The 22,851-nt window shown below is 72.2% G+C and carries 24 protein-coding genes; 11 read left to right on the plus strand and 13 right to left on the minus strand.

The window, feature by feature from the left end:
- Positions 1-327: 327 nt before the first annotated feature.
- The gene (locus ACIRFL_RS21135; protein ID WP_404030402.1) at positions 328-1,074 is read right to left on the minus strand and encodes a GntR family transcriptional regulator; all 747 of its coding nucleotides are present in this window, start codon (positions 1,072-1,074) and stop codon (positions 328-330) included.
- Positions 1,075-1,101: 27 nt separating this feature from the next.
- Positions 1,102-2,418, minus strand: a complete 1,317-nt coding sequence (gene hmgA / locus ACIRFL_RS21140) for a homogentisate 1,2-dioxygenase (protein WP_404030404.1) — start codon at positions 2,416-2,418, stop codon at positions 1,102-1,104.
- Between the two features lie 175 nt (positions 2,419-2,593).
- On the opposite strand from hmgA, the gene ACIRFL_RS21145 reads away from it, so the two are divergent.
- The 5 genes from ACIRFL_RS21145 (at position 2,594) to ACIRFL_RS21165 (ending at position 8,452) form a co-directional block, all read left to right on the plus strand.
- Positions 2,594-3,127: a hypothetical protein gene (locus ACIRFL_RS21145; protein ID WP_404030405.1), complete on the plus strand. Its 534-nt coding sequence runs from the start codon at positions 2,594-2,596 to the stop codon at positions 3,125-3,127.
- Between the two features lie 73 nt (positions 3,128-3,200).
- A complete protein-coding gene (locus ACIRFL_RS21150; RefSeq protein WP_404030407.1) occupies positions 3,201-3,818 on the plus strand; it encodes a TetR family transcriptional regulator in 618 nt (205 codons plus the stop codon).
- A gap of 140 nt (positions 3,819-3,958) precedes the next feature.
- On the plus strand, positions 3,959-5,368 hold the full coding sequence (locus ACIRFL_RS21155; protein WP_404030408.1) for a CitMHS family transporter: 1,410 nt from the start codon (positions 3,959-3,961) through the stop codon (positions 5,366-5,368).
- A 22-nt stretch (positions 5,369-5,390) separates the two neighbouring features.
- Entirely contained in the window at positions 5,391-6,632 is a 1,242-nt protein-coding gene (locus tag ACIRFL_RS21160; RefSeq protein ID WP_404030409.1) for an MFS transporter, read from the plus strand.
- A 440-nt stretch (positions 6,633-7,072) separates the two neighbouring features.
- Positions 7,073-8,452 (plus strand): ABC transporter ATP-binding protein, encoded by a 1,380-nt coding sequence (locus ACIRFL_RS21165; RefSeq protein WP_404030411.1) that lies wholly within the window; start codon positions 7,073-7,075, stop codon positions 8,450-8,452.
- Positions 8,453-8,502: 50 nt separating this feature from the next.
- On the opposite strand, the gene ACIRFL_RS21170 is transcribed toward ACIRFL_RS21165, so the two are convergent.
- Positions 8,503-9,300: an ArsR/SmtB family transcription factor gene (locus ACIRFL_RS21170; protein WP_404030413.1), complete on the minus strand. Its 798-nt coding sequence runs from the start codon at positions 9,298-9,300 to the stop codon at positions 8,503-8,505.
- Positions 9,301-9,314: 14 nt separating this feature from the next.
- Positions 9,315-9,995, minus strand: a complete 681-nt coding sequence (locus tag ACIRFL_RS21175) for a TetR/AcrR family transcriptional regulator (RefSeq protein ID WP_404030415.1) — start codon at positions 9,993-9,995, stop codon at positions 9,315-9,317.
- Positions 9,996-10,123: 128 nt separating this feature from the next.
- Between ACIRFL_RS21175 and ACIRFL_RS21180 the strand changes: the two genes are divergently transcribed.
- Together ACIRFL_RS21180 and ACIRFL_RS21185 are read left to right on the plus strand one after the other, a co-directional pair.
- The gene (locus ACIRFL_RS21180; RefSeq protein ID WP_404030417.1) at positions 10,124-10,435 is read left to right on the plus strand and encodes a YiaA/YiaB family inner membrane protein; all 312 of its coding nucleotides are present in this window, start codon (positions 10,124-10,126) and stop codon (positions 10,433-10,435) included.
- A 158-nt stretch (positions 10,436-10,593) separates the two neighbouring features.
- Positions 10,594-11,217, plus strand: a complete 624-nt coding sequence (locus tag ACIRFL_RS21185; protein WP_404030418.1) for a TetR/AcrR family transcriptional regulator — start codon at positions 10,594-10,596, stop codon at positions 11,215-11,217.
- 36 nt (positions 11,218-11,253) lie between these two features.
- Here ACIRFL_RS21185 and ACIRFL_RS21190 read toward each other — a convergent pair whose 3' ends face one another.
- Positions 11,254-11,715, minus strand: a complete 462-nt coding sequence (locus ACIRFL_RS21190) for a MaoC family dehydratase (RefSeq protein WP_404030419.1) — start codon at positions 11,713-11,715, stop codon at positions 11,254-11,256.
- Positions 11,716-11,847: 132 nt separating this feature from the next.
- Here ACIRFL_RS21190 and soxR point away from each other — a divergent pair, with 132 nt between their 5' ends.
- Complete coding sequence (gene soxR / locus ACIRFL_RS21195) at positions 11,848-12,309, plus strand: redox-sensitive transcriptional activator SoxR (protein WP_404030421.1); 462 nt, start codon at positions 11,848-11,850, stop codon at positions 12,307-12,309.
- A 462-nt stretch (positions 12,310-12,771) separates the two neighbouring features.
- Here the strand turns inward: soxR and ACIRFL_RS21200 are convergent, their stop codons facing one another.
- Together ACIRFL_RS21200 and ACIRFL_RS21205 are read right to left on the minus strand one after the other, a co-directional pair.
- Positions 12,772-13,374 carry a hypothetical protein gene (locus tag ACIRFL_RS21200; protein WP_404030423.1) on the minus strand — a complete coding sequence of 201 codons (603 nt, stop codon included), beginning with the start codon at positions 13,372-13,374 and terminating at the stop codon, positions 12,772-12,774.
- Between the two features lie 15 nt (positions 13,375-13,389).
- Complete coding sequence (locus ACIRFL_RS21205; protein WP_404030425.1) at positions 13,390-13,629, minus strand: hypothetical protein; 240 nt, start codon at positions 13,627-13,629, stop codon at positions 13,390-13,392.
- Here ACIRFL_RS21205 and ACIRFL_RS21210 point away from each other — a divergent pair.
- From ACIRFL_RS21210 to ACIRFL_RS21220, 3 genes are all read left to right on the plus strand, one after another.
- A complete protein-coding gene (locus ACIRFL_RS21210) occupies positions 13,628-16,432 on the plus strand; it encodes a penicillin acylase family protein (protein WP_404030426.1) in 2,805 nt (934 codons plus the stop codon). The two genes, ACIRFL_RS21205 and ACIRFL_RS21210, sit on opposite strands and share 2 nt — an antisense overlap.
- Before the next feature lie 124 nt (positions 16,433-16,556).
- A complete protein-coding gene (locus ACIRFL_RS21215; protein ID WP_404030428.1) occupies positions 16,557-17,318 on the plus strand; it encodes an SDR family oxidoreductase in 762 nt (253 codons plus the stop codon).
- 158 nt (positions 17,319-17,476) lie between these two features.
- Positions 17,477-18,067 carry a TetR/AcrR family transcriptional regulator gene (locus tag ACIRFL_RS21220; protein WP_404030430.1) on the plus strand — a complete coding sequence of 197 codons (591 nt, stop codon included), beginning with the start codon at positions 17,477-17,479 and terminating at the stop codon, positions 18,065-18,067.
- A gap of 219 nt (positions 18,068-18,286) precedes the next feature.
- On the opposite strand, the gene ACIRFL_RS21225 is transcribed toward ACIRFL_RS21220, so the two are convergent.
- The 6 genes from ACIRFL_RS21225 to ACIRFL_RS21250 all read right to left on the minus strand — a co-directional run bounded on the left by ACIRFL_RS21225 (position 18,287) and on the right by ACIRFL_RS21250 (position 22,517).
- Entirely contained in the window at positions 18,287-19,501 is a 1,215-nt protein-coding gene (locus tag ACIRFL_RS21225; RefSeq protein WP_404030432.1) for an acyl-CoA dehydrogenase family protein, read from the minus strand.
- 5 nt (positions 19,502-19,506) lie between these two features.
- Positions 19,507-20,529 (minus strand): phosphotransferase family protein, encoded by a 1,023-nt coding sequence (locus ACIRFL_RS21230; RefSeq protein WP_404030433.1) that lies wholly within the window; start codon positions 20,527-20,529, stop codon positions 19,507-19,509.
- A gap of 167 nt (positions 20,530-20,696) precedes the next feature.
- Positions 20,697-20,996: a hypothetical protein gene (locus ACIRFL_RS21235; protein WP_404030435.1), complete on the minus strand. Its 300-nt coding sequence runs from the start codon at positions 20,994-20,996 to the stop codon at positions 20,697-20,699.
- 217 nt (positions 20,997-21,213) lie between these two features.
- The gene (locus ACIRFL_RS21240; protein ID WP_404030437.1) at positions 21,214-21,534 is read right to left on the minus strand and encodes a DUF202 domain-containing protein; all 321 of its coding nucleotides are present in this window, start codon (positions 21,532-21,534) and stop codon (positions 21,214-21,216) included.
- Complete coding sequence (locus tag ACIRFL_RS21245; protein ID WP_404030439.1) at positions 21,522-21,914, minus strand: YidH family protein; 393 nt, start codon at positions 21,912-21,914, stop codon at positions 21,522-21,524. Before ACIRFL_RS21245 ends, ACIRFL_RS21240 begins: the two co-directional genes overlap by 13 nt.
- Positions 21,915-21,968: 54 nt before the next feature.
- Positions 21,969-22,517 carry an NUDIX hydrolase gene (locus tag ACIRFL_RS21250; protein ID WP_404030441.1) on the minus strand — a complete coding sequence of 183 codons (549 nt, stop codon included), beginning with the start codon at positions 22,515-22,517 and terminating at the stop codon, positions 21,969-21,971.
- Between the last annotated feature and the right edge of the window lie 334 nt (positions 22,518-22,851).

Raw genomic sequence — 22,851 nt, forward strand, 5'->3', positions numbered from 1 at the left:
CGCTACGGCGCCCGCCCCGGGCCGACCCGACGGCGCCAGGTGGCCCCGCAGGGGGCGCGGGGAACTGCGCGCCCAGCCACGACGAGTCCCGCACCCGGCCACCGGCTTGTCGCACAACGGCGCCCACCCGCCCCGGGCCAACCCGACGGAGTCAGCTCGCGCTCAGCCACGACGAGTCCCGCACCCGGCCACCGGCTTGTCGCACAACGGCGCCCACCCGCCCCGGGCCGACCCGACGGAGTCAGCTCGCTCAGCCACGCCGAGACCCGCACCCGGCCACCGGCCTGCCGCACCACGGCGCCCACAAGCCCAGCCAAACCGACGGAGTCACTCCGCGAGGGTCACCGTGAAGGAGAACCGGTCCCCGCGGTAGTGGATGACCGCCACGTCCAGCACCCGGCCCGCCGCGTCGTAGCTCACGCCCGTGTAGTGCAGGATCGGGCTGAGCAGCGGCACCTGGAGCAGCCGTGCCGTCTCCGGGTCGGCGAGCCGGGCCTCGACGGTGTCCGTGATGCGGGCGATGTCCGCGCCCACGACGTCCCGCAGCACCTTCGTCATCGGCGAGCGGACCAGGTCCTGCGGGTCGATGCGCCGGGCCAGCGCGGGACGGACGTAGTTGCGGGCGTGGTTGGTCGGCTCACCGCTCTCCTCGTCGCGGCGCAGCCGGTGGTACGTCGCCACCTCGGCCAGGTCGGGGAAGTACTCGGCGAGTTGGGCCGGCACCGCCGTCCGGCCCCGGTCCAGCAGTTCGGTCGTCATCCCGGACTGCTGGGCCACGATCGCGTCCACCGAGCCGAACAGCCGCACCGGGGTGCCGCGCCGGGCGGCGGGCTCGATGAAGGTGCCGCGCCGCCGGTGCCGGCTGATCAGCCCCTCGTCCTCCAGTTCCTTCAGCGCCTGCCGCATGGTCAGCACGCTGACGCCGTAGTGCTCCGCCAGCCGTTCCTCGGTGGGCAGCCGCAGCGGGTCCTCGGGCGAGCGGCCGAGTATCGACGCGCGCAGCGACTGCGACACCTGGTACCAGAGCGGCAGCTTGCGGTTGAGGACGATCGAGTCCGGGGCGAAGGAGGTCACCGGCCTATCCGTACCCGTCGGGGCCGATCAGCGCAACGGGCGGAAGTGCCGCTCCAGGCCCCGCCAGACGCCGTCGTAGTCCTGCTGGAGGTGGTCCGTGCGCGCCGCCTGCCCGGTGAGCGTGACCGGCCAGCGCGTCTCGAACATGAACGCGAGGCCGTCGTCGACGCGGTGCGGCGTCAGCTCGGCGGCGCTCGCCCGGTCGAACGTCTCCCGGTCCGGTCCGTGCGCCGACATCATGTTGTGCAGCGAGCCGCCGCCCGGCACGAAGCCCTCCGCCTTGGCGTCGTACGCGCCCTCGATCAGGCCCATGTACTCGCTCATCACGTTCCGGTGGAAGTACGGCGGCCGGAAGGTGTCCTCGCCCACCAGCCAGCGCGGCGCGAACACCACGAAGTCGACGCCGGCCAGTCCCGGGGTGTCCGACGGCGAGGTGAGCACCGTGAAGATCGACGGGTCGGGGTGGTCGTAGGAGATGGTTCCGATCACATTGAAGCGACGCAGATCATAGGCGTACGGCACATGGTTGCCATGCCAGGCGACCACGTCGAGCGGGGAGTGGTCGTACGTCGCCGTCCACAGGTTGCCGCAGAACTTGTTCACCACCTCCACCGGACCGTCGACGTCCTCGTACGCGGCGACCGGCGCCCGGAAGTCGCGTGCGTTGGCCAGCCCGTTGGCGCCGATCGGGCCGAGGTCGGGCAGCCGGAACGGCGAACCATAGTTCTCGCACACATAACCCCGCGCCGAGTCGTCCAGCAGCTCCACACGGAAGCGCACCCCACGGGGAATCAACGCGACATGTCCCGGCTCCAAATGCAGCAGGCCGAACTCCGTGCGCAGCAGCAGCCCGCCGTGCTCCGGCACGATCAGCAGCTCCCCGTCGGCGTCGCTGAAGACGCGCTCCATCGAGGAGTTGGCGTGGTAGAGGTGCACGGCCATGCCACTGCGCTCGGTGGCGTCGCCGTTGCCGCCGAGGGTCCACAGCCCGGCGAGGAAGTCCGTGCCGGCCGGCGGCTCGGGCAGCGGGTTCCAGCGCAGCCGGTTGGGGTCGGGCACCGTCTCGATGAACGGCGCCGTGCGCAGCGCGCCGGCGTCGGTGCGAGTGAACGCCGGGTGCGCGGCGGACGGGCGGATGCGGTACAGCCAGGACCGGCGGTTGTGCGCCCGCGGCTCGGTGAACGCCGTGCCGCTGAGCTGCTCGGCGTACAGCCCGAGCGGGGCGCGCTGCGGGGAGTTGCGGCCCTCGGGCAGGGCGCCCGGCTCCGCCTCCGAGGAGTGCTCGTTGCCGAAGCCGTGGAGATAGTCCAGTCGCTCGGCGGTCTTGCGTGCGTCGCCGCTCATGATCGCTCCCTTGCGAACCCGATGCCGCTGCCCATTCCTATGCAGCACCATAGGAATGGGTGTGTGCGGACGCAAGGGGGCCCGCCCGCCTGCTCCCTGAGGGGTACGGCGCCGACCGGAACTCCCGACTCCAGGGGGATCCGGAGCCGCGGGCCGGTGTTCTACGCTCCCGGACATGCGGACCCGTGGACTTCTCAGCGCGCTCGCCGTGTGCGTCCTGCTGCTGACCGGGGCGGTCGGCTGCGGGACCGGTCAGGCGCGCGAAGGGACCGGCGCGCGGTCGCCCGCACCGACGGGCCGGCTCCTCGACAAGACGGACGAGCAGGGGCGGCGCTACCGCGAGGTGCCCGCGGACGCCGCACCCGAGGTCGACATCGAGGTGACACCCGACGCCACCGGCGGCTGGCAGATACGGCTGCGGCTGCACGCCTTCCACCTCTCACCGGACGGCACCGACGAGCGGGCGCGGCCCGGGCGCGGACTCGTTCTCCTCTTCGTGGACGGCGAGCCGGTCGCCCGGCTGCGCGCCCCGCGCCACCACCTCGCCGCCGGCCTCGTCCCGCAGGGCACCCACCAGGTCACCGCCCGCCTCTACGCCGACGACGGCACGGTGTGGGCGGTACACGCCAAACCGGTCCAAAGCACCGCCGACGTCACCACATCGAGAACCGAACCCGCACCGACCGGGACGAGCGTCACCACCGAGTGAGCGCGCCGACGTGGGGAGCCGCACCGCGTCGTCCTGGCGGACGAGGTTCACCGGAGTGCGGCCGAAAGGCATCATGGAGCCCGTGCCCCATGCGACATCGCTCCGCCGTGCCCCCGTCCAACGACGCAGTGCCGAACGCCTGGAGAGGATCCTCGACGCCTGTGCCGACCTCCTCGACGAGGTCGGCTACGACGCCCTGAGCACCCGCGCCGTCGCGCTGCGCGCCGGCGTGCCCATCGGCTCCGTGTACCGCTTCTTCGGCAACAAGCGGCAGATGGCCGACGCCCTGGCCCAGCGCAACCTCGAACGCTACTCGGAGCGCGTCACCCGGCGGCTGGAGGGTGCCCGGCCGGGCGACTGGCGGGCGGCCGTGGACGCCGTACTGGACGAGTACCTGGCCATGAAGCGCACCGCACCCGGCTTCTCGCTCGTGGACTTCGGCAACCAGATACCGGTCGGCGACCGGCACGCCGAGCCCAACCACCGTGTCGCCGACAGCCTCACCGCCCTGCTCTCCGGCTATCTCGGCCGTACCCCCGACGAGGAGCTGCGACGGACCTTCCTGGTCGCCGTGGAGGCCGCCGACACCCTCGTCCACCTCGCCTTCCGGATGGCCCCGCAGGGCGACGAGACGATCATCGCCGAAACCCGGGTGCTGCTGGGCGCCTATCTGGCGCGCGTACTGGACTGATCGCCCGGCGCGGCTGTGACCTGGAGTTTTGCGCTTATTGCTCGCACGTCAACATCTTGTTAACGCGGTTTCGCCGGACCTAACGTCATCGCACCGCCGGCCCTGGTGGGAGTTCAAGGGCGAACGTTAGGTATCCATTCATGCTGACCATCCTCGGCTTCGCCATGATCGCGACCTTCCTGGTCCTGATCATGCTGAAGAAGATGTCGCCGATCGCGGCGCTCGTGCTGATCCCCGCGCTGTTCTGCGTGTTCGTCGGCAAGGGCGCCCACCTCGGCGACTACGTCATCGACGGCGTCACCAGCCTCGCCCCCACGGCGGCGATGCTCATGTTCGCGATCGTCTACTTCGGTGTGATGATCGACGTCGGCCTCTTCGACCCGATCGTGCGCGGCATCCTGCGCTTCTGCAAGGCCGACCCGCTGCGCATCGTCGTCGGCACCGCCGTGCTCGCCGCGATCGTGTCCCTGGACGGCGACGGCTCGACCACCTTCATGATCACCGTCTCGGCGATGTACCCGCTGTACAAGCGCCTGAAGATGTCCCTGGTCGTGATGACCGGTGTCGCCGCCATGGCCAACGGTGTGATGAACACCCTGCCGTGGGGCGGGCCCACCGCCCGCGCCGCCACCGCGCTGAAGCTCGACGCCAGCGACATCTTCGTGCCGATGATCCCGGCACTCGCCGTCGGCCTGCTCGCCGTGATCGCCCTCGCCTACGTCCTCGGCCGCCGCGAGCGCAAGCGGCTCGGCGTGCTGACCCTGGACGAGGCCCTGGTCGAGGAGCGGGCGACCGAGACCGAGACGGTGCTGGTCGGCGCGGGCTCCGGCGCCGGCACCGGCCCGGCGAGCACCGGCGGTGCGGGCTCCGGCACGGACGCGGACCCCGAGGAGCCCGCGGACGGCGGCTTCCAGGGCCTCGACCCCGACCGGCCCACCCTGCGGCCCCGGCTGTACTGGTTCAACGCGCTGCTCACGGTGGCCCTGCTGACCGCCATGATCATGGAGTGGCTGCCGATCCCGGTGCTGTTCCTGCTGGGCGCCGCGCTGGCCCTCACCGTCAACTTCCCGCACATGCCCGACCAGAAGGCCCGTATCGGCGCCCACGCCGAGAACGTGCTCAACGTCTCCGGGATGGTCTTCGCCGCCGCCGTGTTCACCGGTGTGCTCCAGGGCACGGGCATGGTCGACCACATGGCGAAGTGGCTCGTCGACAACATCCCCGACGGCATGGGCCCGCACATGGCCTTCGTCACCGGCGTGCTGAGCATCCCGCTCACCTACTTCATGTCCAACGACGGCTTCTACTTCGGCATCCTGCCCGTGCTCGCCGAGGCGGGGCAGGCGCACGGCGTCTCCACGCTGGAGATCGCCCGTGCCTCCCTGGTCGGCCAGCCGCTGCACATGTCCAGCCCGCTCGTGCCCGCCGTGTACGTCCTCGTCGGCATGGCCAAGGTCGAGTTCGGCGACCACACCAGGTTCGTGGTGAAGTGGGCGGCGCTCACCTCATTGGTGGTACTCGGGGCAGGCATCCTCTTCGGCATCATCTGACCGCAGCAGAAAGGACCGCATCGTGAGGCCCGGCACGAACCGCGGCTGGCTGCTCCGCCTCGTCATCGCCTTCGGCTTCGCGCAGGGCGCGGTGTCCATGGCACGGCCCGCCGTCTCCTACCGGGCCCTCGCGCTGGGCGCCGACGAACGGGCGATCGGCGTCATCGCCGGCGTGTACGCGCTGCTGCCGCTGTTCGCCGCCGTACCGCTCGGCCGCCGCACCGACCACGGCCGCTGCGCTCCGCTGCTCCCGGCCGGCGTCGCCCTCATCGCCGGCGGCTGTGCACTCAGCGGCCTGGCCGACTCCCTGTGGGCGATGGCCCTGTGGAGCGGCGTGATGGGCCTCGGCCACCTCGGCTTCGTGATCGGCGCCCAGTCGCTGGTCGCCCGCCAGTCGGCGCCGCACGAACAGGACCGCAACTTCGGTCACTTCACCATCGGCGCCTCGCTCGGCCAGCTCGTCGGGCCGATCTCGGCGGGCGCCCTGATCGGCGGCCCCGACATGGCCGGCAGCAGCGCCCTGGCGCTCGTGGTCGCCGGTGCGGGCGCGGCGGTCGCCGTCACCTCGCTGTGGCGCATCGAGGACCGTACGGCCGGCATGTCCCGCGGCGCGTCCGGCGCACGCGTGCCCGTCGGCCGGATCCTGCGCGCCCGGGGCGTGCCCGCGGGCATGCTGATCAGCCTGTCGGTGCTGTCCGCGACGGACATCCTCACCGCCTACCTCCCGGTGGTCGGCGAGCACCGCGGCATCGCGCCGTCCGTGATCGGTGTCCTGCTCAGCCTGCGGGCCGGCGCCACCATCGCCTGCCGCCTCGTTCTGACGCCGCTGCTGCGGCTGCTCGGCCGGCCCGCGCTGCTCACGGTGACCTGTCTGCTGGCGGCCCTGCTCTGTGCGGGCATCGCGCTGCCGCTGCCGGTGTGGGCGCTCGGGCTGACCCTCACCGTGCTCGGCTTCTGCCTGGGCGTCGGTCAGCCGCTGTCCATGACGACGGTCGTACAGGCCGCCCCCGACGAGGCCCGCTCCACCGCCCTCGCACTGCGGCTGACCGGCAACCGGCTCGGCCAGGTCGCCGCGCCCGCCGCGGCCGGTCTGGTCGCCGGAGTCGCCGGTGTGGCCGCGCCGTTCGTCATGCTCGGCGCGCTCCTGCTGCTGTCCTCGGCGGTGGCCCTGCGCTCCCCGTCCCGCCCGACCGACACGGCGCCCTTCCCCACCCAAAACCCCACACCACCTCTCGAAACCCCCCACCCCAACCCCAACCACTGAACCGCCTCGGCAGCCGGCAACGGAGCCATGCCGCACGGCGGCGCCGTGCGCTCCGCTGGGAATGCCGCGCTGTGCCGTCGGTCGTCTGCGGCACCCGTTGTGGCTGGTCGCTCCCCCAAGTTCTCGGCTTCGCTCGAACAGGGGGACCCCCATCGCGGCGGAGCCGCATATGAATACAGCCCCGCGCCCCTTCGGGGCGCTGACCGCCGACGTCGACCGCCCTCACGCCGCACCCCGAACCACAACCGGTGACTTGGTGGTCCTCTGGATCGGGATATCGGCGGCAGCGGGGTTCTTCCGCTGAACCGGCGGAGCCCTCCCTCTTCCCCCCGCCGCACACATTCCGTTAACTTCCGTGACCCACAGGCCCCGTTCGACCCGCACGGGGCCTTCGACCGACGGAGCACCAGCGCTCTGGTGAGCCCCCGGGGGCACCTGCGATGACACGCGCCATCTCGCTGCACGACGTCAGCAAGTCCTACAGCCGAGGCACCCGGGTGGTGGACCGCCTCTCGCTGGACATCACACCCGGCGAGTTCCTGGTCCTCCTCGGCCCGTCAGGCTGCGGCAAGTCCACCGTGCTCAGAATGATCGCCGGCCTTGAGGAGATCGACGAGGGCACGCTGCTGCTCGACGGCGGGTACGCCAACAACCTCCAGCCCGCCGAGCGGGACATCGCGATGGTCTTCCAGAACTTCGCCCTCTACCCGAGCATGACCAGCCGCGACAACATCGGCTTTCCGCTGCGCATCGAGTCCCCTGGCGCCGACCCGCGCCCCCGCGTGGACGCCACCGCCCGCATGCTCGGCATCGAGGAACTGCTCGACCGCTTCCCCGCCCAGCTCTCCGGCGGCGAACGCCAGCGCGTCGCCATGGGCCGGGCCATCGCCCGCCACCCCTCCGCCTTCCTGATGGACGAGCCGCTGTCCAACCTCGACGCCAAGCTGCGCAGCCACCTGCGGGCCGAGATCTCCCAGCTGACCCGGGAGTTGGGCGTCACCACGGTCTACGTCACGCACGACCAGGCCGAGGCCATGTCCCTCGGCGACCGGGTCGCCGTACTGCGCGGCGGCGTGCTCCAGCAGGTCGGCAGCCCCCGCGAGGTGTACGGGCTGCCCCGCAACGTCTTCGTCGCCGCGTTCGTCGGCACCCCGCGCATCAACCTGCTGCACGGCGTGGTGCGGGCCCCGCTCGACGGCGCGATGACCATCAGCCTCGGCAAGCAGTACCTCAGGCTGCCCGAACCGCTCAGCCTGGACCACCAGTTGCTCCGCGTCCAGCAGGGTCGCGAGGTGATCGTCGGGCTGCGCTCGGAGGCGGTCCGTATTTCCCCCAAGTTCTCGGCCCCGCGCGAACAGGGGGGACCCCCGGCGCGTTCCTTCGCCCGCCCCGGCGAGGTGCCGATCACCGGGCTGGTGGAGCACGTGGAGTTCCAGGGGCACGAGGTCCTGGTCCACTTCAACACCGGTTCGAGCCCGGCTGTCGTACCCGACCTGGAGTCCCCGCGCCCGGCCGTCCGCCCCTCGCGCCGCCGCCGGCGCGAGGGCACGACCATGCTGGGGCGGATCCGGGAGCGGACGGGCGCGCTGCGCGCCGGGCCGGTGGTGGTGCTGGACCATGCGGCGGACGACGGCCCCGACCCCGCGCCCCCGGAGGGCCGGCTGCCCGGTGACCTGGTGGTGCGGACCACCCCGGACGTCCGGCTCCGCCACGGGATGCAGGTTCCGCTCCTCGTCGACCTCGCCCAGCTGTTCGTCTTCGACCAGCACGGCGAGCGCATCTGCCCGTCCCCGGCGCAGCTGCCGGACCTGGACGACTGACACCACCGGCCGTCGCCCGAAAGCCCGGCCCGCGCCGCCCGGGGGCCGGTTCAGCGCAGGGTGCCGGGGGCGATGCCCAGGAGGCCGGACAGGGCGTGTTCGCCGGTGGCCGTCAGCTTCACGGCGCGGCCCGAGCCGATACGGACGCACCAGCCCGCGTCCAGGGCGTGCCGGCACAGTTCCGCGCCCGCGACCCCCGCCAGATGGGGGCGGCGCTCGGTCCAGTCGAGGCACGCCCGGGCCAGCGGCCGGCGGCCCGGGTGCGCCAGCCCGATACCGGCGTCGCCGAACCACTTCAGGCCCGCCCTCGTGAGCGCGAACCCGGTGCCCCGCTCCCCGGGCACCGGCCGCGAGGCCGACGCGGCGGCCGGCGCGCGGAGCCCGGCCGCGGTGACGTCCGCCGGCCCGTCCGTGATCCTCAGCAGCCCGCGTTCGGTCAGCGCGTCGGTGATCGCGATGCCGAGCCGCCCGGCGAGGTGGTCGTAGCAGGTGCGTCCGCGGGCCAGCGCGGATCCGGCGCTCGACTCCCGCAGCGTGCGCGGGGGGCGGGCCGTGGCCTCGGGGGCGATGCGCGCGGTCAGCTCCTCGACGAGCTGGGCGACCCGCGCGTCGGCCAGCCGCACGTACCGGTGCCGCCCCTGCCGTTCCTCGGTGAGCAGCCCGCCGGCGACCAGCTTGCCCAGATGCTCGCTCAGCGTGGACGCGGCGACCCCGGCATGTCGGGCCAGCTCGCCGTTGGTCCAGGCCCGGCCGTTGAGCAGCGCCAGCAGACAGGCCGCCCGGGTCTCGTCGGCGAGCAGTGCGGCGAACGCCGCGAGTCCCGCGGCACGGGAATCCTTGACGGTCATGCCTCCAGCATCGGTCAGGAACCCTTCGGCCGCCGCCGAAGTGTCACCGCGCGGCGCGCCACCCGCTCGTACTGCTGCGCCAGCCCGTCCAGCAGCGCCGTCAGCCCCGTCTCGAAAGCGCGTTCGTCGATCTTCTCCTGCTGTTCGGCGAGGAGGTGCGCCTGCCCGAGGTGCGGATAGTCGGCGGGGTCGTAGGCGCTCGCGTCGCCCACGAATCCCCCGGCGAACGAGCCGAGCGCGGAGCCCATGATGAAGTACCGCATCAGCGCGCCGATGGACGTGGCCTGCGCGGGCGGCCAGCCGGCGGCGACCATCGCGCCGTAGACGGCGTCGGCGAGGCGCAGTGCCGCGGGCCGGCGGCCGGGGCCGCGGGCGAGGACCGGGACGATGTTGGGGTGGTCGCGCAGGGCCGTCCGGTAGGAGACGGCCCAGTCGTGCAGCGCCGTCCGCCAGTCCCGGCCGTCCTCGAACATCGACAGGTCGACCTGGCCGCTCACCGAGTCCGCGACCGCCTCCAGGATCTCGTCCTTGGTGCGGAAGTGGTTGTAGAGCGAGGGTCCGCTCACCCCCAGCTCGGCGGCGAGGCGGCGGGTGGAGACGGCCGCCAGGCCCTCCGCGTCCACGAGTTCCCGTGCCGCCCGGACGATCCGGTCGGTGCTGAGGAGGGGCTTGCGCGGTCGGGCCATGGCGCACATAGTAGGGCTGCCCGCATAAACTAGCGGTGATAACTGCGGTGGGCTTCATGGAGGACGAGGCGTTCTGAGTACGCGTCTGAGTAGCTGAGCGGATGTGACCCCGGCCACCGCGCGCGACGCTGGCCCGCATGAGCGAGACACCGGTCAAGCAGCAGAGCACCACCGCCTTCTACGGCCAGGCCGTCGCGTCCTTCGGCGTCGCCCTCGCGGCCACCGCGCTCGGCATCTACAACCTGCACACGGACGCCTGGGTCCGCGCGTTCCTCGGCATCGCCGTCCTGTACCTGGTCACCTCCGCCTTCACCCTGGCGAAGGTCATCCGGGACCGGCAGGAGGCCGGCCAGATCGTGAGCCGCGTGGACCAGGCCCGGCTGGACAAACTCCTCGCCGCGCACGACCCGTTCAAGGAGCCGGGACCGTCACCGCACGCCCGGGGCTGATCGGCGGGGCTGATCGGCGGGGCTGATCGGCGGGGCCGGGAGGCGCGGCTGATCGGCGGGGCCGACTGGCGGGGCCGGGTGACGGGAAGGCGGGCTAAGCGCCCGCTCACCTTCGGCGGTATGGTGGACCTCCTGTCACCGAGAGGGGCGAACGAGCGATGAGTACGGCGGAGGAGACGACCGGCGGCGAGGTCGAGCCGTGGGACGAGGTCACCCCTGACGCGGCCCGGCGGCTGCTCATCGCCGCCGTGGAGGCCTTCGCCGAGCGCGGATACCACGCGACGACCACCCGCGACATCGCCGGCCGCGCCGGCATGAGCCCGGCCGCGCTCTACATCCACTACAAGACCAAGGAAGAACTGCTCCACCGCATCAGCCGCATCGGTCACGACAAGGCGCTGGACATCCTGCGCACGGCCGCCCGGCGCGAGGGCAGCGCCAGGGAGCGGCTGGCCGACGCGGTGAGCTCCTTCGTCCGCTGGCACGCCGGCCGGCGCACCACCGCCCGGGTCGTGCAGTACGAGCTGGACGCGCTCGGGCCGGACGCCCGCGCCGAGATCGTCGCGCTGCGCCGCCAGGTCGACGCGGAGGTGCGCGGGATCATCGAGGAGGGCGTGGCGTCCGGCGAGTTCGACGTCCTCGACGTGCACGGCACGACCCTCGCGGTGCTCTCCCTGTGCATCGACGTGGCCCGCTGGTTCAACGTGAACGGCCCGCGGACACCGGAGCAGGTCGGCGCGCTCTACGCCGACCTCGTGCTGCGCATGGTCGGCGCCGAGTAACCCCGGCCCGCCGGGCGGCGCAGCGCAGGGGAGGACTCAGAGGTAGTAGCGGGAGACCGACTCCGCCACGCAGACCGGTTTGTCGCCGCCCTCGCGTTCCACCGTGAAGGCGACGCTCAGCTGGACGCCGCCCGTGACGTCCTCGACGCCGGTGATCCGCGCGGTGGCGCGCAGCCGGGAGCCGACCGGGACCGGGGCGGGGAACCGGACCTTGTTGGTGCCGTAGTTGACGCCCATCGTCGCGCCGTCGACCCGCAGCAGCTGCGGCCCGAACAGCGGCAGCAGGGACAGGGTGAGGTACCCGTGCGCGATGGTCGTGCCGAACGGCCCCGCGGCGGCCTTCTCCGGGTCGACGTGGATCCACTGGTGGTCGCCGGTGGCGTCCGCGAAGAGGTCGATCCGCTTCTGGTCGACCTCCACCCAGTCGGTGTACCCCAGTTGCTCGCCCACGGCCGCCTTCAGCTCGTCGGGGGAGGTGAAGATCCTCGGTTCTGCCATGGTCCCTGTCCCGGCCTCTCGCGTACGTACGGAAACGGAAATCGCCTACGGCTAAGCAACTGCTCAGCATGGTCGGGGTGGCGCGCCCTGTCAACGGACCGCGACGGTGCCGCGATGGGTAGGCTGTGACGAGTGCCCCAGATCCCCGAGAAGATCCACGAGCTGACCGTCGGCCAACTGTCCGCGCGCAGCGGCGCCGCCGTCTCCGCCCTGCACTTCTACGAGTCCAAGGGGCTCATCAGCAGCCGTCGGACCTCCGGCAATCAGCGCCGCTACAGCCGTGACACCCTGCGCCGCGTCGCCTTCGTCCGGGCCGCCCAGCGGGTGGGCATCCCGCTGGCCACGATCCGCCAGGCGCTCGCCGAACTCCCCGAGGAGCGCACCCCGACCCGCGAGGACTGGGCCCGGCTCTCGCAGGCGTGGCGCTCCGAACTGGACGAGCGCATCGCACAGCTGAACCGGCTCCGCGACCACCTCACCGACTGCATCGGCTGCGGCTGCCTCTCCCTGGAGAGCTGCGTCCTGTCGAACCCCGACGACGCCTTCGGCGAAACCGGTTCGGGCTCCCGACTGCTGGTGGAACGCCACCGGTAGGCACCGCCGCGCCGTCCACAAGCCGCAACTCCGCTATGGCCGACCGCCCCACGGCACGGCACACCAACAGCCCGGTACCCCTCGGACCGCGCTGTTCCCCCACGCGCCGGCGAGGCACGCCGACACGGCTCGGTCCCCCTCGGGCCGCGCTGCTCCCGTCGGCCGCCCTCACGCGCCGATACGGCACACCGACACGCCTCGGTGCCCCTCAGGCCGCGCTGTTCCCACCCGGCCACCTTTCCCGCGTGCGCCCCGGCCGCAGCGCCGTCCATCACCTCTGGCCCCAGCGGCACCTCGGATCGTTGTCGCTCGCGCGCGGTCGTCGCTCCGGCGTCAGCGGCACCCCGCACCGTCGCCGCTCCGGCACCAGCGGCGCCTCCGTGCCGTCGCCGCTCCGGCGCTCCGGTGATGCCGGTCGTCGCTGACAGGGGGTGCGGCATCCCCGGCGCACCCCCCGGCCGGTCAGGCCGACATGAGTATCCGGCCGCGCCGGGCGTAGCCCAGTGCCTCGGGGGTGAGGACGGGTCGCGGTACGAGAATTCCGCAGTCCACGCAGACCGGACCCGACGACGGTTCGTGATCCAGGTCGTACTTCCAGACCAGGCGCTCCCCGGCGCACACCGGGCAGGCCGAGCCCGGCGCCCGCTCAAGGGCGGCGATCAGCCGGCGCAGCACCTCGGCGAGTGGTTCGCGGGGGTGGACCCGGGGGTCGTCGCACCAGGCGACCCCGAAGCCGCCCCAGGTCAGCCGGTGCCAGTCGTCCACGCTGCCCGGCCGGCGCAGCCCGTCGTGCTTCTCCTTCCTGCGGCGCTCGGCGAACTCCCCCTCGTAGCCGAGCCAGACCGCCCGGGCCTCCTCCAACTCCTCCAGTGCGGCCACGAGACGCACCGGATCGGGAGAACGGTCCTCGGGGTCGAATCCGGCCCGGGAGCACAGATGGTCCCAGGTCGCCCTGTGCCCGTAAGGAGCGAACCGCTCAAGGCACTTGCGCAGCGAGTAGCGTCGCAGCGCCAGGTCGCACCGCGTATCGCGCACCTGTCTCGCCAGACTCCGGAAACCGGCCATCGCCCTGCACCTCCGTCACACCTGCACCTGTACATCGGTCACTTCGGCGTCGCCGTACGGACTTCGTGCGACGTCGCCGAATAGACGTATCGACACGCGAATCGGCTCCATCCGATTTCCGATGCCCGCCATAACGTGCCCCCGGTTGACGCGGTCAACGGCTCCGACGACGCCGAAAAGTGACGCATGTTCATCTTCAATGTCGGGGATACCGGCGGTAACGTCCGGCCCACCCCCGTCGGGAGGAGCTGCCATGCCACGGCGCACCCCACGCAACGCGTTGTTCCACAAACTGAGAACTCCCGGCAGTCGCACCGGGTTCCTCAAGACGGCGTCCGTATGCGCGCTGATCGCCGGACTGCTGTCGCCGCTGACCCAGCGGGCGGCGGCGGCCGAGCCGGCGGCGGCACAGACGGCCGCCGCCGCCGACCACTGCGGCGGGCAGTGCTCCGACATCCTGCCGCCCGGTCAGAACGGCAATGCGACCCTCGTGCAGATCCTCCTCAACCAGGCGTTCGGCACCCAGCCCGACCACGCCGAGGACCAGCTCGGCCCCTACGCCGGCCTGGCCACGGGCTACTCCGCGCTCACCGACGCCAAGATCAACACCTTCTTCAACGACGCCTCGTTCGGGGTACCCGCCGACCAGGTCGCCTCCACCGAGAAGCCGGCCGGCCGCACCGACGTGACGATCGTCCGGGACAAGAAGACCGGCGTCCCGCACATCACCGGCACCACCCGGTACGGCACCGAGTTCGGCGCCGGCTACGCCGCGGCCCAGGACCGGTTGTGGCTGATGGACGTCTTCCGGCACGTAGGCCGCGGCCAGTTGACCTCGTTCGCCGGCGGCGCCGCCGCCAACCAGGGCCTTGAACAGCAGTTCTACCGCAACGCCCCCTACACCGAGGCGGACCTCCAGGCCCAGATCGACAACGCCGTCACCCACAACGGCGACCGCGGCCGGCAGGCCCTCGCCGACGTCAACGCCTACATCGACGGCATCAACGCCTACATCGACGCCTCCGACAGCGGCCGTTACTTCCCCGGCGAATACGTACTGACCGGCCACAAGGACTCCATCACCAACGCCGGCACCATCGAGCACTTCAAGGTCACCGACCTGGTCGCGCTCGCCTCCGTCATCGGCTCGCTGTTCGGCGCCGGCGGTGGCGGCGAGGTCGACAACGCGCTCTCCCTGATCGCCGCCCAGTCCAAGTACGGCGTCCAGGAGGGCACCCGCCTGTGGGAGTCCTTCCGTGAGCGCAACGACCCCGAGGCCGTCCTCACCGTGCACAACGGCGAGAGCTTCCCGTACGGCGCCAAGCCCGCCGACCCCGAGGGCGCGGCCCTGCCCGACGCCGGCTCGGTGACCCAGGAGCCGCTGGTCCACGACCGCACCGGCAGCGCCGCCACCGCGAGCGCCGCCGGCGCCTCCGACACGGCCGCGAAGAGCGCGGTCGGCTCCGCGCGGCGCGGCATGTCCAACGCCCTGGTGGTGAGCGGCGCGCACACCGCCAGCGGCCACCCGATCGCCGTCTTCGGCCCGCAGACCGGCTACTTCGCACCCCAGTTGCTCATGCTCCAGGAGATCCAGGGCCCCGGCATCAGCGCCCGCGGCGCCTCCTTCGCGGGCCTGAGCATGTACGTCGAGCTGGGCCGCGGCCAGGACTACGCGTGGAGCGCCACTACCTCGGGCCAGGACATCATCGACACCTTCGCGGTCGAGCTGTGCCAGGACGACTACCACTATCTGTACCGCGGCACCTGTACCGCCATGGAGAAGGTCGAGCAGAAGAACGCCTGGAAGCCGACCGTGGCCGACGGCACCGCGGCCGGTTCGTACACCATGCGGGTCTGGCGCACCGCGTACGGGCCGGTGGCGTACCGGGCGACCGTCGGCGGCAAGAAGGTCGCCTACACCACCCTGCGCTCCTCCTACCTGCACGAGGTCGACTCGATCATCGGCTTCCAGATGCTGAACGACCCGGACCACGTCAAGGGCCCCGAGGACTTCCAGACCGCCGCCCAGCACATCAACTACACGTTCAACTGGTTCTACGCCGACTCCCGGCACACCGCGTACTACAACAGCGGCAGCAACCCGGTGCGGGCGAGCGGGGTGGACGCGGAGTTCCCGGTGTGGGCGCGGCCCGCCTACGAGTGGCGCGGCTGGGACCCGGCGAGCAACACGGCCGACTACACGCCGCCCGCCGAGCACCCCCACTCCGTCGACCAGGACTACTACATCTCCTGGAACAACAAGCAGGCCAAGGACTACACCGCAGCGCCCTGGGGCGAGGGCTCGGTGCACCGCGGCAACCTCCTCGACGACCGGGTGAAGAAGCTGGTCAAGGCCGGCGGGGTCACCCGCGCTTCGCTGGTGAAGGCGATGGCGGACGCCGGGCTCGCCGATCTGCGCGCCGAGGACGTGCTGCCCGACCTGCTGAAGGTGATCAACAGCTCGACGGTCACCGACTCCACGGCAGCGGCGGCCGTCAGCAAGCTCCAGGCGTGGGTGAGTGCCGGCGCCAAACGCACGGAGACGTCGGCGGGTTCCAAGCAGTACGCGAACGCCGACGCCGTCCGGATCCTGGACGCCTGGTGGCCGCTGCTGGTGAAGGCCCAGTTCGAACCCGGTCTGGGCAGCGACCTGTTCGCCGCGTTCACGGCCAACCTGCCGGTGGACGAGGCGCCGTCGGCCGGGCACGGACCGACCGGATCGCACGCGGGAAGCTCCTTCCAGTACGGCTGGTGGAGCTATGTCGACAAGGACATCCGGGCGGTGCTCGGCGAACCGGTGCAGGGGCCGCTCGCCCAGAAGTACTGCGGCGGCGGCAGCCTCGGCTCCTGCCGGGACGTCCTGCTCGGCACGCTCAAGCAGGCGGCGGGACTGACCGCCGCCCAGGTCTACCCCGGCGACGAGCAGTGCTCGGCGGGCGACCAGTGGTGCGCCGACTCGATCGTCCAGCGCACCCTGGGCGGCATCAAGCACGGCAAGATCAGCTGGCAGAACCGGCCGACCTACCAGCAGGTGGTGGAGTTCACCTCGCACCGCTGACCCGACGGCGGCGGCCCGCACGACGCGGCCCGCCGCCGACGTGTCGCGGTCGGCCTTTCCCGTGAACATACCGACCGGTTAGTGTGGCAGCGCGGGGGCCGAGTCGCGTCGAAGGGGGCCCAGCGTGGGAGCCGTGCGGGATGCGGGAGTCGTCGTCACCGGAGCGGGCCGTGGCATCGGGGCCGCGCTCGCCCGCCGCTTCGCCGCCGAGGGCGCCCGGGTCGTCGTGAACGACCTCGACGCGGACCGCGCCGAGGCGGTCGCGGACGAGATCGGCGGCATCGCCGTCCCCGGCGACGCGGCCACGACCGTCGCCGCGGCCCGGGACGCGCTGGGCGGCACGGTGGACGTCTACTGCGCCAACGCCGGGCTCGGCTCGGGCGGTTCGGAGGCCGCGCCCGAGGACGTCTGGGCGCGGGCCTGGGACGTCAACGTCATGGCCCACGTGCGCGCCGCCCACGCGCTGCTGCCCGGCTGGCTGGAGCGCGGCGCAGGCCGCTTCGTGTCCACCGTCTCCGCCGCCGGACTCCTCACCATGATCGGCGCCGCCCCCTACAGCGTCACCAAGCACGGCGCGTACGCCTTCGCCGAGTGGCTGTCACTGACCTACCGGCACCGCGGACTGAAGGTCCACGCCATCTGCCCGCAGGGCGTGCACACCGACATGCTGGCCGCCACCGGCAGCGCGGGCGACCTCGTGCTCAGACCGACCGCGATCGAACCGGAGGACGTCGCGGACGCCCTGCTCCAGGGCATCGAGGAGGACCGCTTCCTGATCCTGCCGCACCCCGAGGTCGCCGCGTACTACCGGGTCAGGGCCACTGACCCGGACCGCTGGCTGTCCGGCATGAACCACCTCCAGCGGGCCTGGGAGGCGAACCGATGACCGGCTCCGCACCCGCCGCCCGGCCCGTACGTGCCCGCGCCCGGTCACAGATCCTGCCCGGACCGCCCGGGACGGGAAGTGGAAAGATCCTTGCTCGGGAACCGTGTTCCCGCGCGCACGACGGCTAGTCAAGCACCACGGAAAGGCAGGTGGCGGCAGTGCCCAGGACGACGGACGGAGACGGGACTCCCGTCCCGCAGCGGCTCCTCGCCGCCGCCACACGGCTCTTCGCCGAGCAGGGCTACGATCGCACCTCCGTACAGGAGATCGTCGAGGCGGCCGGCGTCACCAAGGGAGCGCTCTACCACTACTTCGGCTCCAAGGACGACCTGCTGCACGAGGTCTACGCCCGTGTGCTGCGCGTCCAGCAGGAACGGCTCGACGCCTTCGCCAACGCCGACGAACCGGTCGACAAGCGGCTGCGGGCGGCGGCGGCCGACGTGGTCGTCACCACGATCGAGAACCTCGACGACGCGATGATCTTCTTCCGTTCCATGCACCACCTCAGCCCCGAGAAGAACAAACAGGTGCGCGCCGAGCGCCGGCGCTACCACGAACGCTTCCGCGCGCTGATCGAGGAGGGCCAGCGGGAGGGCGTCTTCTCCACGGCGACCCCGGCGGACCTGGTGGTGGACTACCACTTCGGCTCCGTCCACCACCTGGCGACGTGGTACCGGCCGAACGGCCCGCTCACCCCGCAGCAGGTCGCCGACCACCTGGCGGACCTGCTGCTGCGGGCCCTGCGATAACGCTGTGCGACTCGGCCGGGTCGTGCCGCCGTCGGTCGTCTGCCGTCTGTCGGCTGCGGGTGTGTCGTGGCTGGGCGCGCAGTTCCCCGCGCCCCTTTGGGGCGTGCTGTGGGTTTCGGGTGGTGCGGGTGTGTGTGGGGGGTGGTCGGCTGCGGGTGCGTTGTGGCTGGTCGCGCAGTTCCTCGCGGCCCTTTGGGGCGTTGCCCGGAGCGGGGTTGTTCAGGGGAGGTATTTCTTCAGCTCTCGGTGGGCCAGGGAGCGTTGGTGGACCTCGTCCGGGCCGTCCGCGATCATCAGGGTGCGGGCGGCCGCGTACAGCTCGGCCAGTGGGAAGTCCTGGCTGACGCCGCCCGCGCCATGCAGTTGGATGGCGCGGTCGATGATGTCGACCACCGCGCGCGGCGTGGCGATCTTGATGGCCTGGATCTCCGTGTGCGCGCCCTTGTTGCCCACCGTGTCCATCAACCACGCCGTCTTCAGCACCAGGAGCCGCAGCTGCTCCACCGTCACCCGGGCGTCCGCGATCCAGTTGTGGACCACCCCCTGCCGGGCCAGCGCCGTGCCGAAGGCCGTGCGGGACACGGCACGCCGGCACATCAGCTCGATCGCCCGCTCAGCCATGCCGATCAGCCGCATGCAGTGGTGGATGCGGCCGGGCCCGAGCCGGGCCTGGGCGATGGCGAACCCGCCGCCCTCCTCGCCGATCAGGTTCGACACCGGCACGCGCGCGTGGTCGAAGACCACCTCGGCATGACCGCCGTGGTAGTGGTCCTCGTACCCGAAGACCCGCATCGCCCGCCGCACCGTGACCCCCGGCGTGTCGCGGGGCACGAGGACCATGGACTGCTGGCGGCGGACATCGGCGGCGCCGGGGTCGGTCTTGCCCATCACGATGAAGATCCGGCAGTCCGGGTTCATAGCCCCGGAGATGTACCACTTGCGTCCCGTGACGACGTATCCGTCGCCGTCCCGCTCGATACGGGTGGTGATGTTGGTGGCGTCCGAGGAGGCCACCTCCGGCTCGGTCATCGCGAACGCCGAGCGGATCTCACCGGCCAGCAGCGGCTCCAGCCACTGTTTCTTCTGCCGCTCGTCGCCGAACTGCGCCAGCACCTCCATGTTGCCGGTGTCCGGGGCCGCGCAGTTCAGCGCGGTGGGCGCGAGCTGCGGGGAGCGGCCGGTGATCTCGGCCAGCGGCGCGTACTGGAGGTTGGTCAGCCCGGCGCCGTACTCGGCGTCCGGCAGGAACAGGTTCCACAGTCCCTGCCTGCGCGCCTCGGCCTTCAGCTCCTCGACCACGGCCGGGGTCTCCCAGGGCGAGGCCGCCGCCCGCTGCTGCTCGGCGACCGCCTCGGCGGGATACACGTACGCGTCCATGAAGGCCAGCAGACTGGCGCGAAGTTCCTCGGTGCGCGCGTCGAACGCGAAGTCCATGACCGTCAGCCTTCCCGGAGGGTGGTGAGTCCGTGCTCGATGAAGACGGGGACGAGGTCACCGATGCGGTCGAAGCCGGGTCCGACCGTCTGCCCCAGCGTGTACCGGTAGTGGATGCCCTCCAGGATCACGGCGAGTTTGAACCAGGCGAACGCCGTGTACCAGGAGACGGCCGACACATCCCGGCCCGAGCGTGCGGCGTACCGCTCGATCAGCTCGGCCGGCGCGGGGTGTCCGGCGGCCTCGGCGGTGGTCGAGACGGGGGAGTGCGGCGTGCCCAGCGGCAGGCTGTACATCACCAGCAGGCCCAGATCGGTGAGCGGGTCGCCGAGCGTCGACATCTCCCAGTCGAGGACCGCCGTGATCCGGTCGTCGGCGTCGATGAGGACGTTGTCGAGCCGGTAGTCGCCGTGCACGACGGTCGGCGCCGGGGACGCGGGCAGCGCGCGCCCGAGGGCCGCGTGCAGTTCGTCGATGCCGGCCAGCTCCCGGTCGCGGGAGGCGTCCAGCTGCTTGCCCCAGCGGCGCAGCTGCCGGTCGAGGAAACCCTCGGGACGGCCGAAGTCCGCGAGGCCCACCTCGGCGGGGTCCACGGCGTGCAGTTCCACGAGGGTGTCGACGAGGGAGAGCACCGCGTTCCGGGTGCGTTCCGGGCCCAGCGGGGCCAGCTGTTCGGCGGTGCGGTACGGCGTGCCCTCGACGAACTCCATGACGTAGAAGGGCGCGCCGAGCACATCGGGGTCCTCGCACAGCAGCACCGGGCGCGGCACCGGCACCCGTGTGGGGTGCAGCGCGCCGATCACGCGGTGCTCGCGCGCCATGTCGTGCGCGGTGGCCAGGACATGGCCGAGCGGGGGCCGGCGCACGACCCAGGTCGACCTGCCGTCCGTGACGGCGTAGCTGAGGTTCGACCGTCCGCCCTCGATCAGCCGTCCGGTCAGGGGGCCGTCGACCAGACCGGGCCGTTCACGGTCGAGCAGACCGCGCAACCGGTCGGGATCGAGTCCTGGCGGGTGGTCGGGACCCATGCATCGCTCCTACGGACAGGGAAACAGGACGCGAACAATGATGCCGACCGGTCGGTATGCCGTCCAGTGCGGGGACCGAACGTGATCGGAGCCACGATAGGGCGACGGCTCCCCGCGCGTCGCGCGAAGGAGCCGTCGACCGGGGTGCGGCGGGGGTGCCGCCGGGGTCAGTGGTCGTCCCAGTGCCCGGCGTGCTCTGCGTGCCGGTGGCCGTCGTGCAGATAGTCGATGTGGTCGCCGTGCCGCACACCCGTGTGCCCGCAGCCCTCGCCGTGCTGGTGGTCGTGGCCCTCGTGGGTGGTGTGCCCGGCCGGCTCGCACTCGTCCCAGTGCCCGGCGTGCTCGCGGTGCAGATGCCCGTCGTGCGCGTAGTCCACGTGATCGCCGTGCGGCACCTCGGTGTGCCCGCAGCCGGGGCCGTGGCGGTGCGTGTCGTGGGCGGCGTGTTCCTGATGAACTGCGGTCATGGTGCTCACCTTCGGGAGTGAGAGGCGCTGACGACGCACAGGCTGCCATGCATACGGGACATATCGGGGCATCCTGGCCGCGTGCGTCCGGGTACCCCGGAGGACGGCGGACCATGGCCGCACAGGCCGCCGCCGGACCTCAGGGTCGGGCCCGCAGGGCGGCCAGTTCCCGTTCCCGGACCGAAGTCCGCCCCCCTGGTGCCCGCTCGGGGTGCCCCTAGACGACTATCGCCGCAGCACACACCGCCATCGCCACCGCGCACAGCGCCGCCGCGGCGGCATGCCGTGGGGTGAGGGAAGGGGGGCGCGCGGTCGTGGCGAGCACCCGCACCCGGTGGTGGGCGACCCAGAGAAAGCCCAGCCAGAGCCCGCAGCACAGCGCGCACACCAGCAGGCCGGCGGCGGACGCCCCGCCGTGCAGGGCGGTGCGCACGGCGAGCACGGTGACCACGGCGGAGGACAGCGTCGTGCGCCGCCAGGCGAGCCGGGTACGCTCCGGTTGCAGCCCCGGGTCCCGGCCGGCCGTCACCCCTCCCACCCGACGAGCACGACGAACACCATGGCGACCGCCACCACCCCGACGACAAGGCTCAGCAGCGCCGGGAACCGGGAGGCGGGCAGGTCCTCGCCGCGCCGCATCGCCCGCTCGCAGCGCACCCAGTGGTTGATCGCGCGCAGCGAGCACAGCACGCCCGCGCCGAGCAGGGCGAGCGCCAGCCCGACCCGCCAGGCCCAGCGCAGCTCCGGCAGGAACTGGTCCACCGCGAAACCCCCGCCGATCAGCGCGAGCGCGGTGCGCAGCCAGGCCAGGAAGGTGCGCTCGTTCGCCAGCGAGAACCGGTAGTCGGGTGTGTCGCCCTCGTCCCGGACCCGGTCCGGCGCGAACCAGAACCGGACGTTTCGCAGGAATTCGCTCACGTCGAGGACCCTATCGGGCCCCTCGGCGGGGCAGGTCGGCCGGGTCTGTGCTGGTCATGCCTGGCCCCGGTGCGCGCGCAGCCGCCGGTACGCCGCAAGGCCGTCCGGCGTCCACTCCCACTCACCCTCACCGAGCCGCCGCTCCAGCTCGTCCTCGCTCAGGAAGTCGTGCCAGGCCACCTCCTCGGCCTGGGGCCGGACCGGAAGCGCGCAGCGGACCTCGTAGACCGCCGACCACCAGCTGTGGCCCGCGCCGTCGTCGTACAGGAAGGTGAAGAGGTGCGACGGGCGGGGCAGCCCCGTCACCCCCAGCTCCTCCTCGGCCTCGCGCAGGGCCGCGTCGTCGTAGGACTCGCCCGCGCCGACCACGCCGCCGACGAACATGTCGTACAAGGAGGGGTAGACCAGCTTGGTCGCCGTGCGGCGGTGCACAAAGATCCGGCCGGCCGTGTTCCGGGCCAGCACGAACGCACAACGGTGCCGCAGCCCGCGCGCGTACGCCTCCCCCCGGGGCGACTGCCCCACGACCCGATCATGCTCATCAACAATGTCAAGAATTTCCTCAACACTCACCCCCCCATCCAACCAGCCCCCACCCCCCAAGAACCGCGAGACGCCCCCGCGGACGGCGCCCGACGGGCGCCCCCGAAGGCCCGCGGGGAACTGCGCGCCCAGCCACGACGGTGCTGCAGACGAGGCCCAACAGTCGCCCCCGAAGGGGCGCGGGGAACTGCGCGCTCAGCTACGACGGCGCCGCGGACGAGGCCCAACAGTCGCCCCCGAAGGGGCGCGGGGAACTGCGCGCTCAGCTACGACGGCGCCGCGGACGAGGACTGACGGGTGCCCCCGAAGGGGCGCGGGGAACTGCGCGCTCAGCTACGACGGCGCCGCGGACGAGGACTGACGGGTGCCCCCGAAGGGGCGCGGGGAACTGCGC

The sequence above is a fragment of the Streptomyces sp. NPDC102462 genome (genome assembly GCF_044765425.1).
GTDB lineage: Bacteria > Actinomycetota > Actinomycetes > Streptomycetales > Streptomycetaceae > Streptomyces.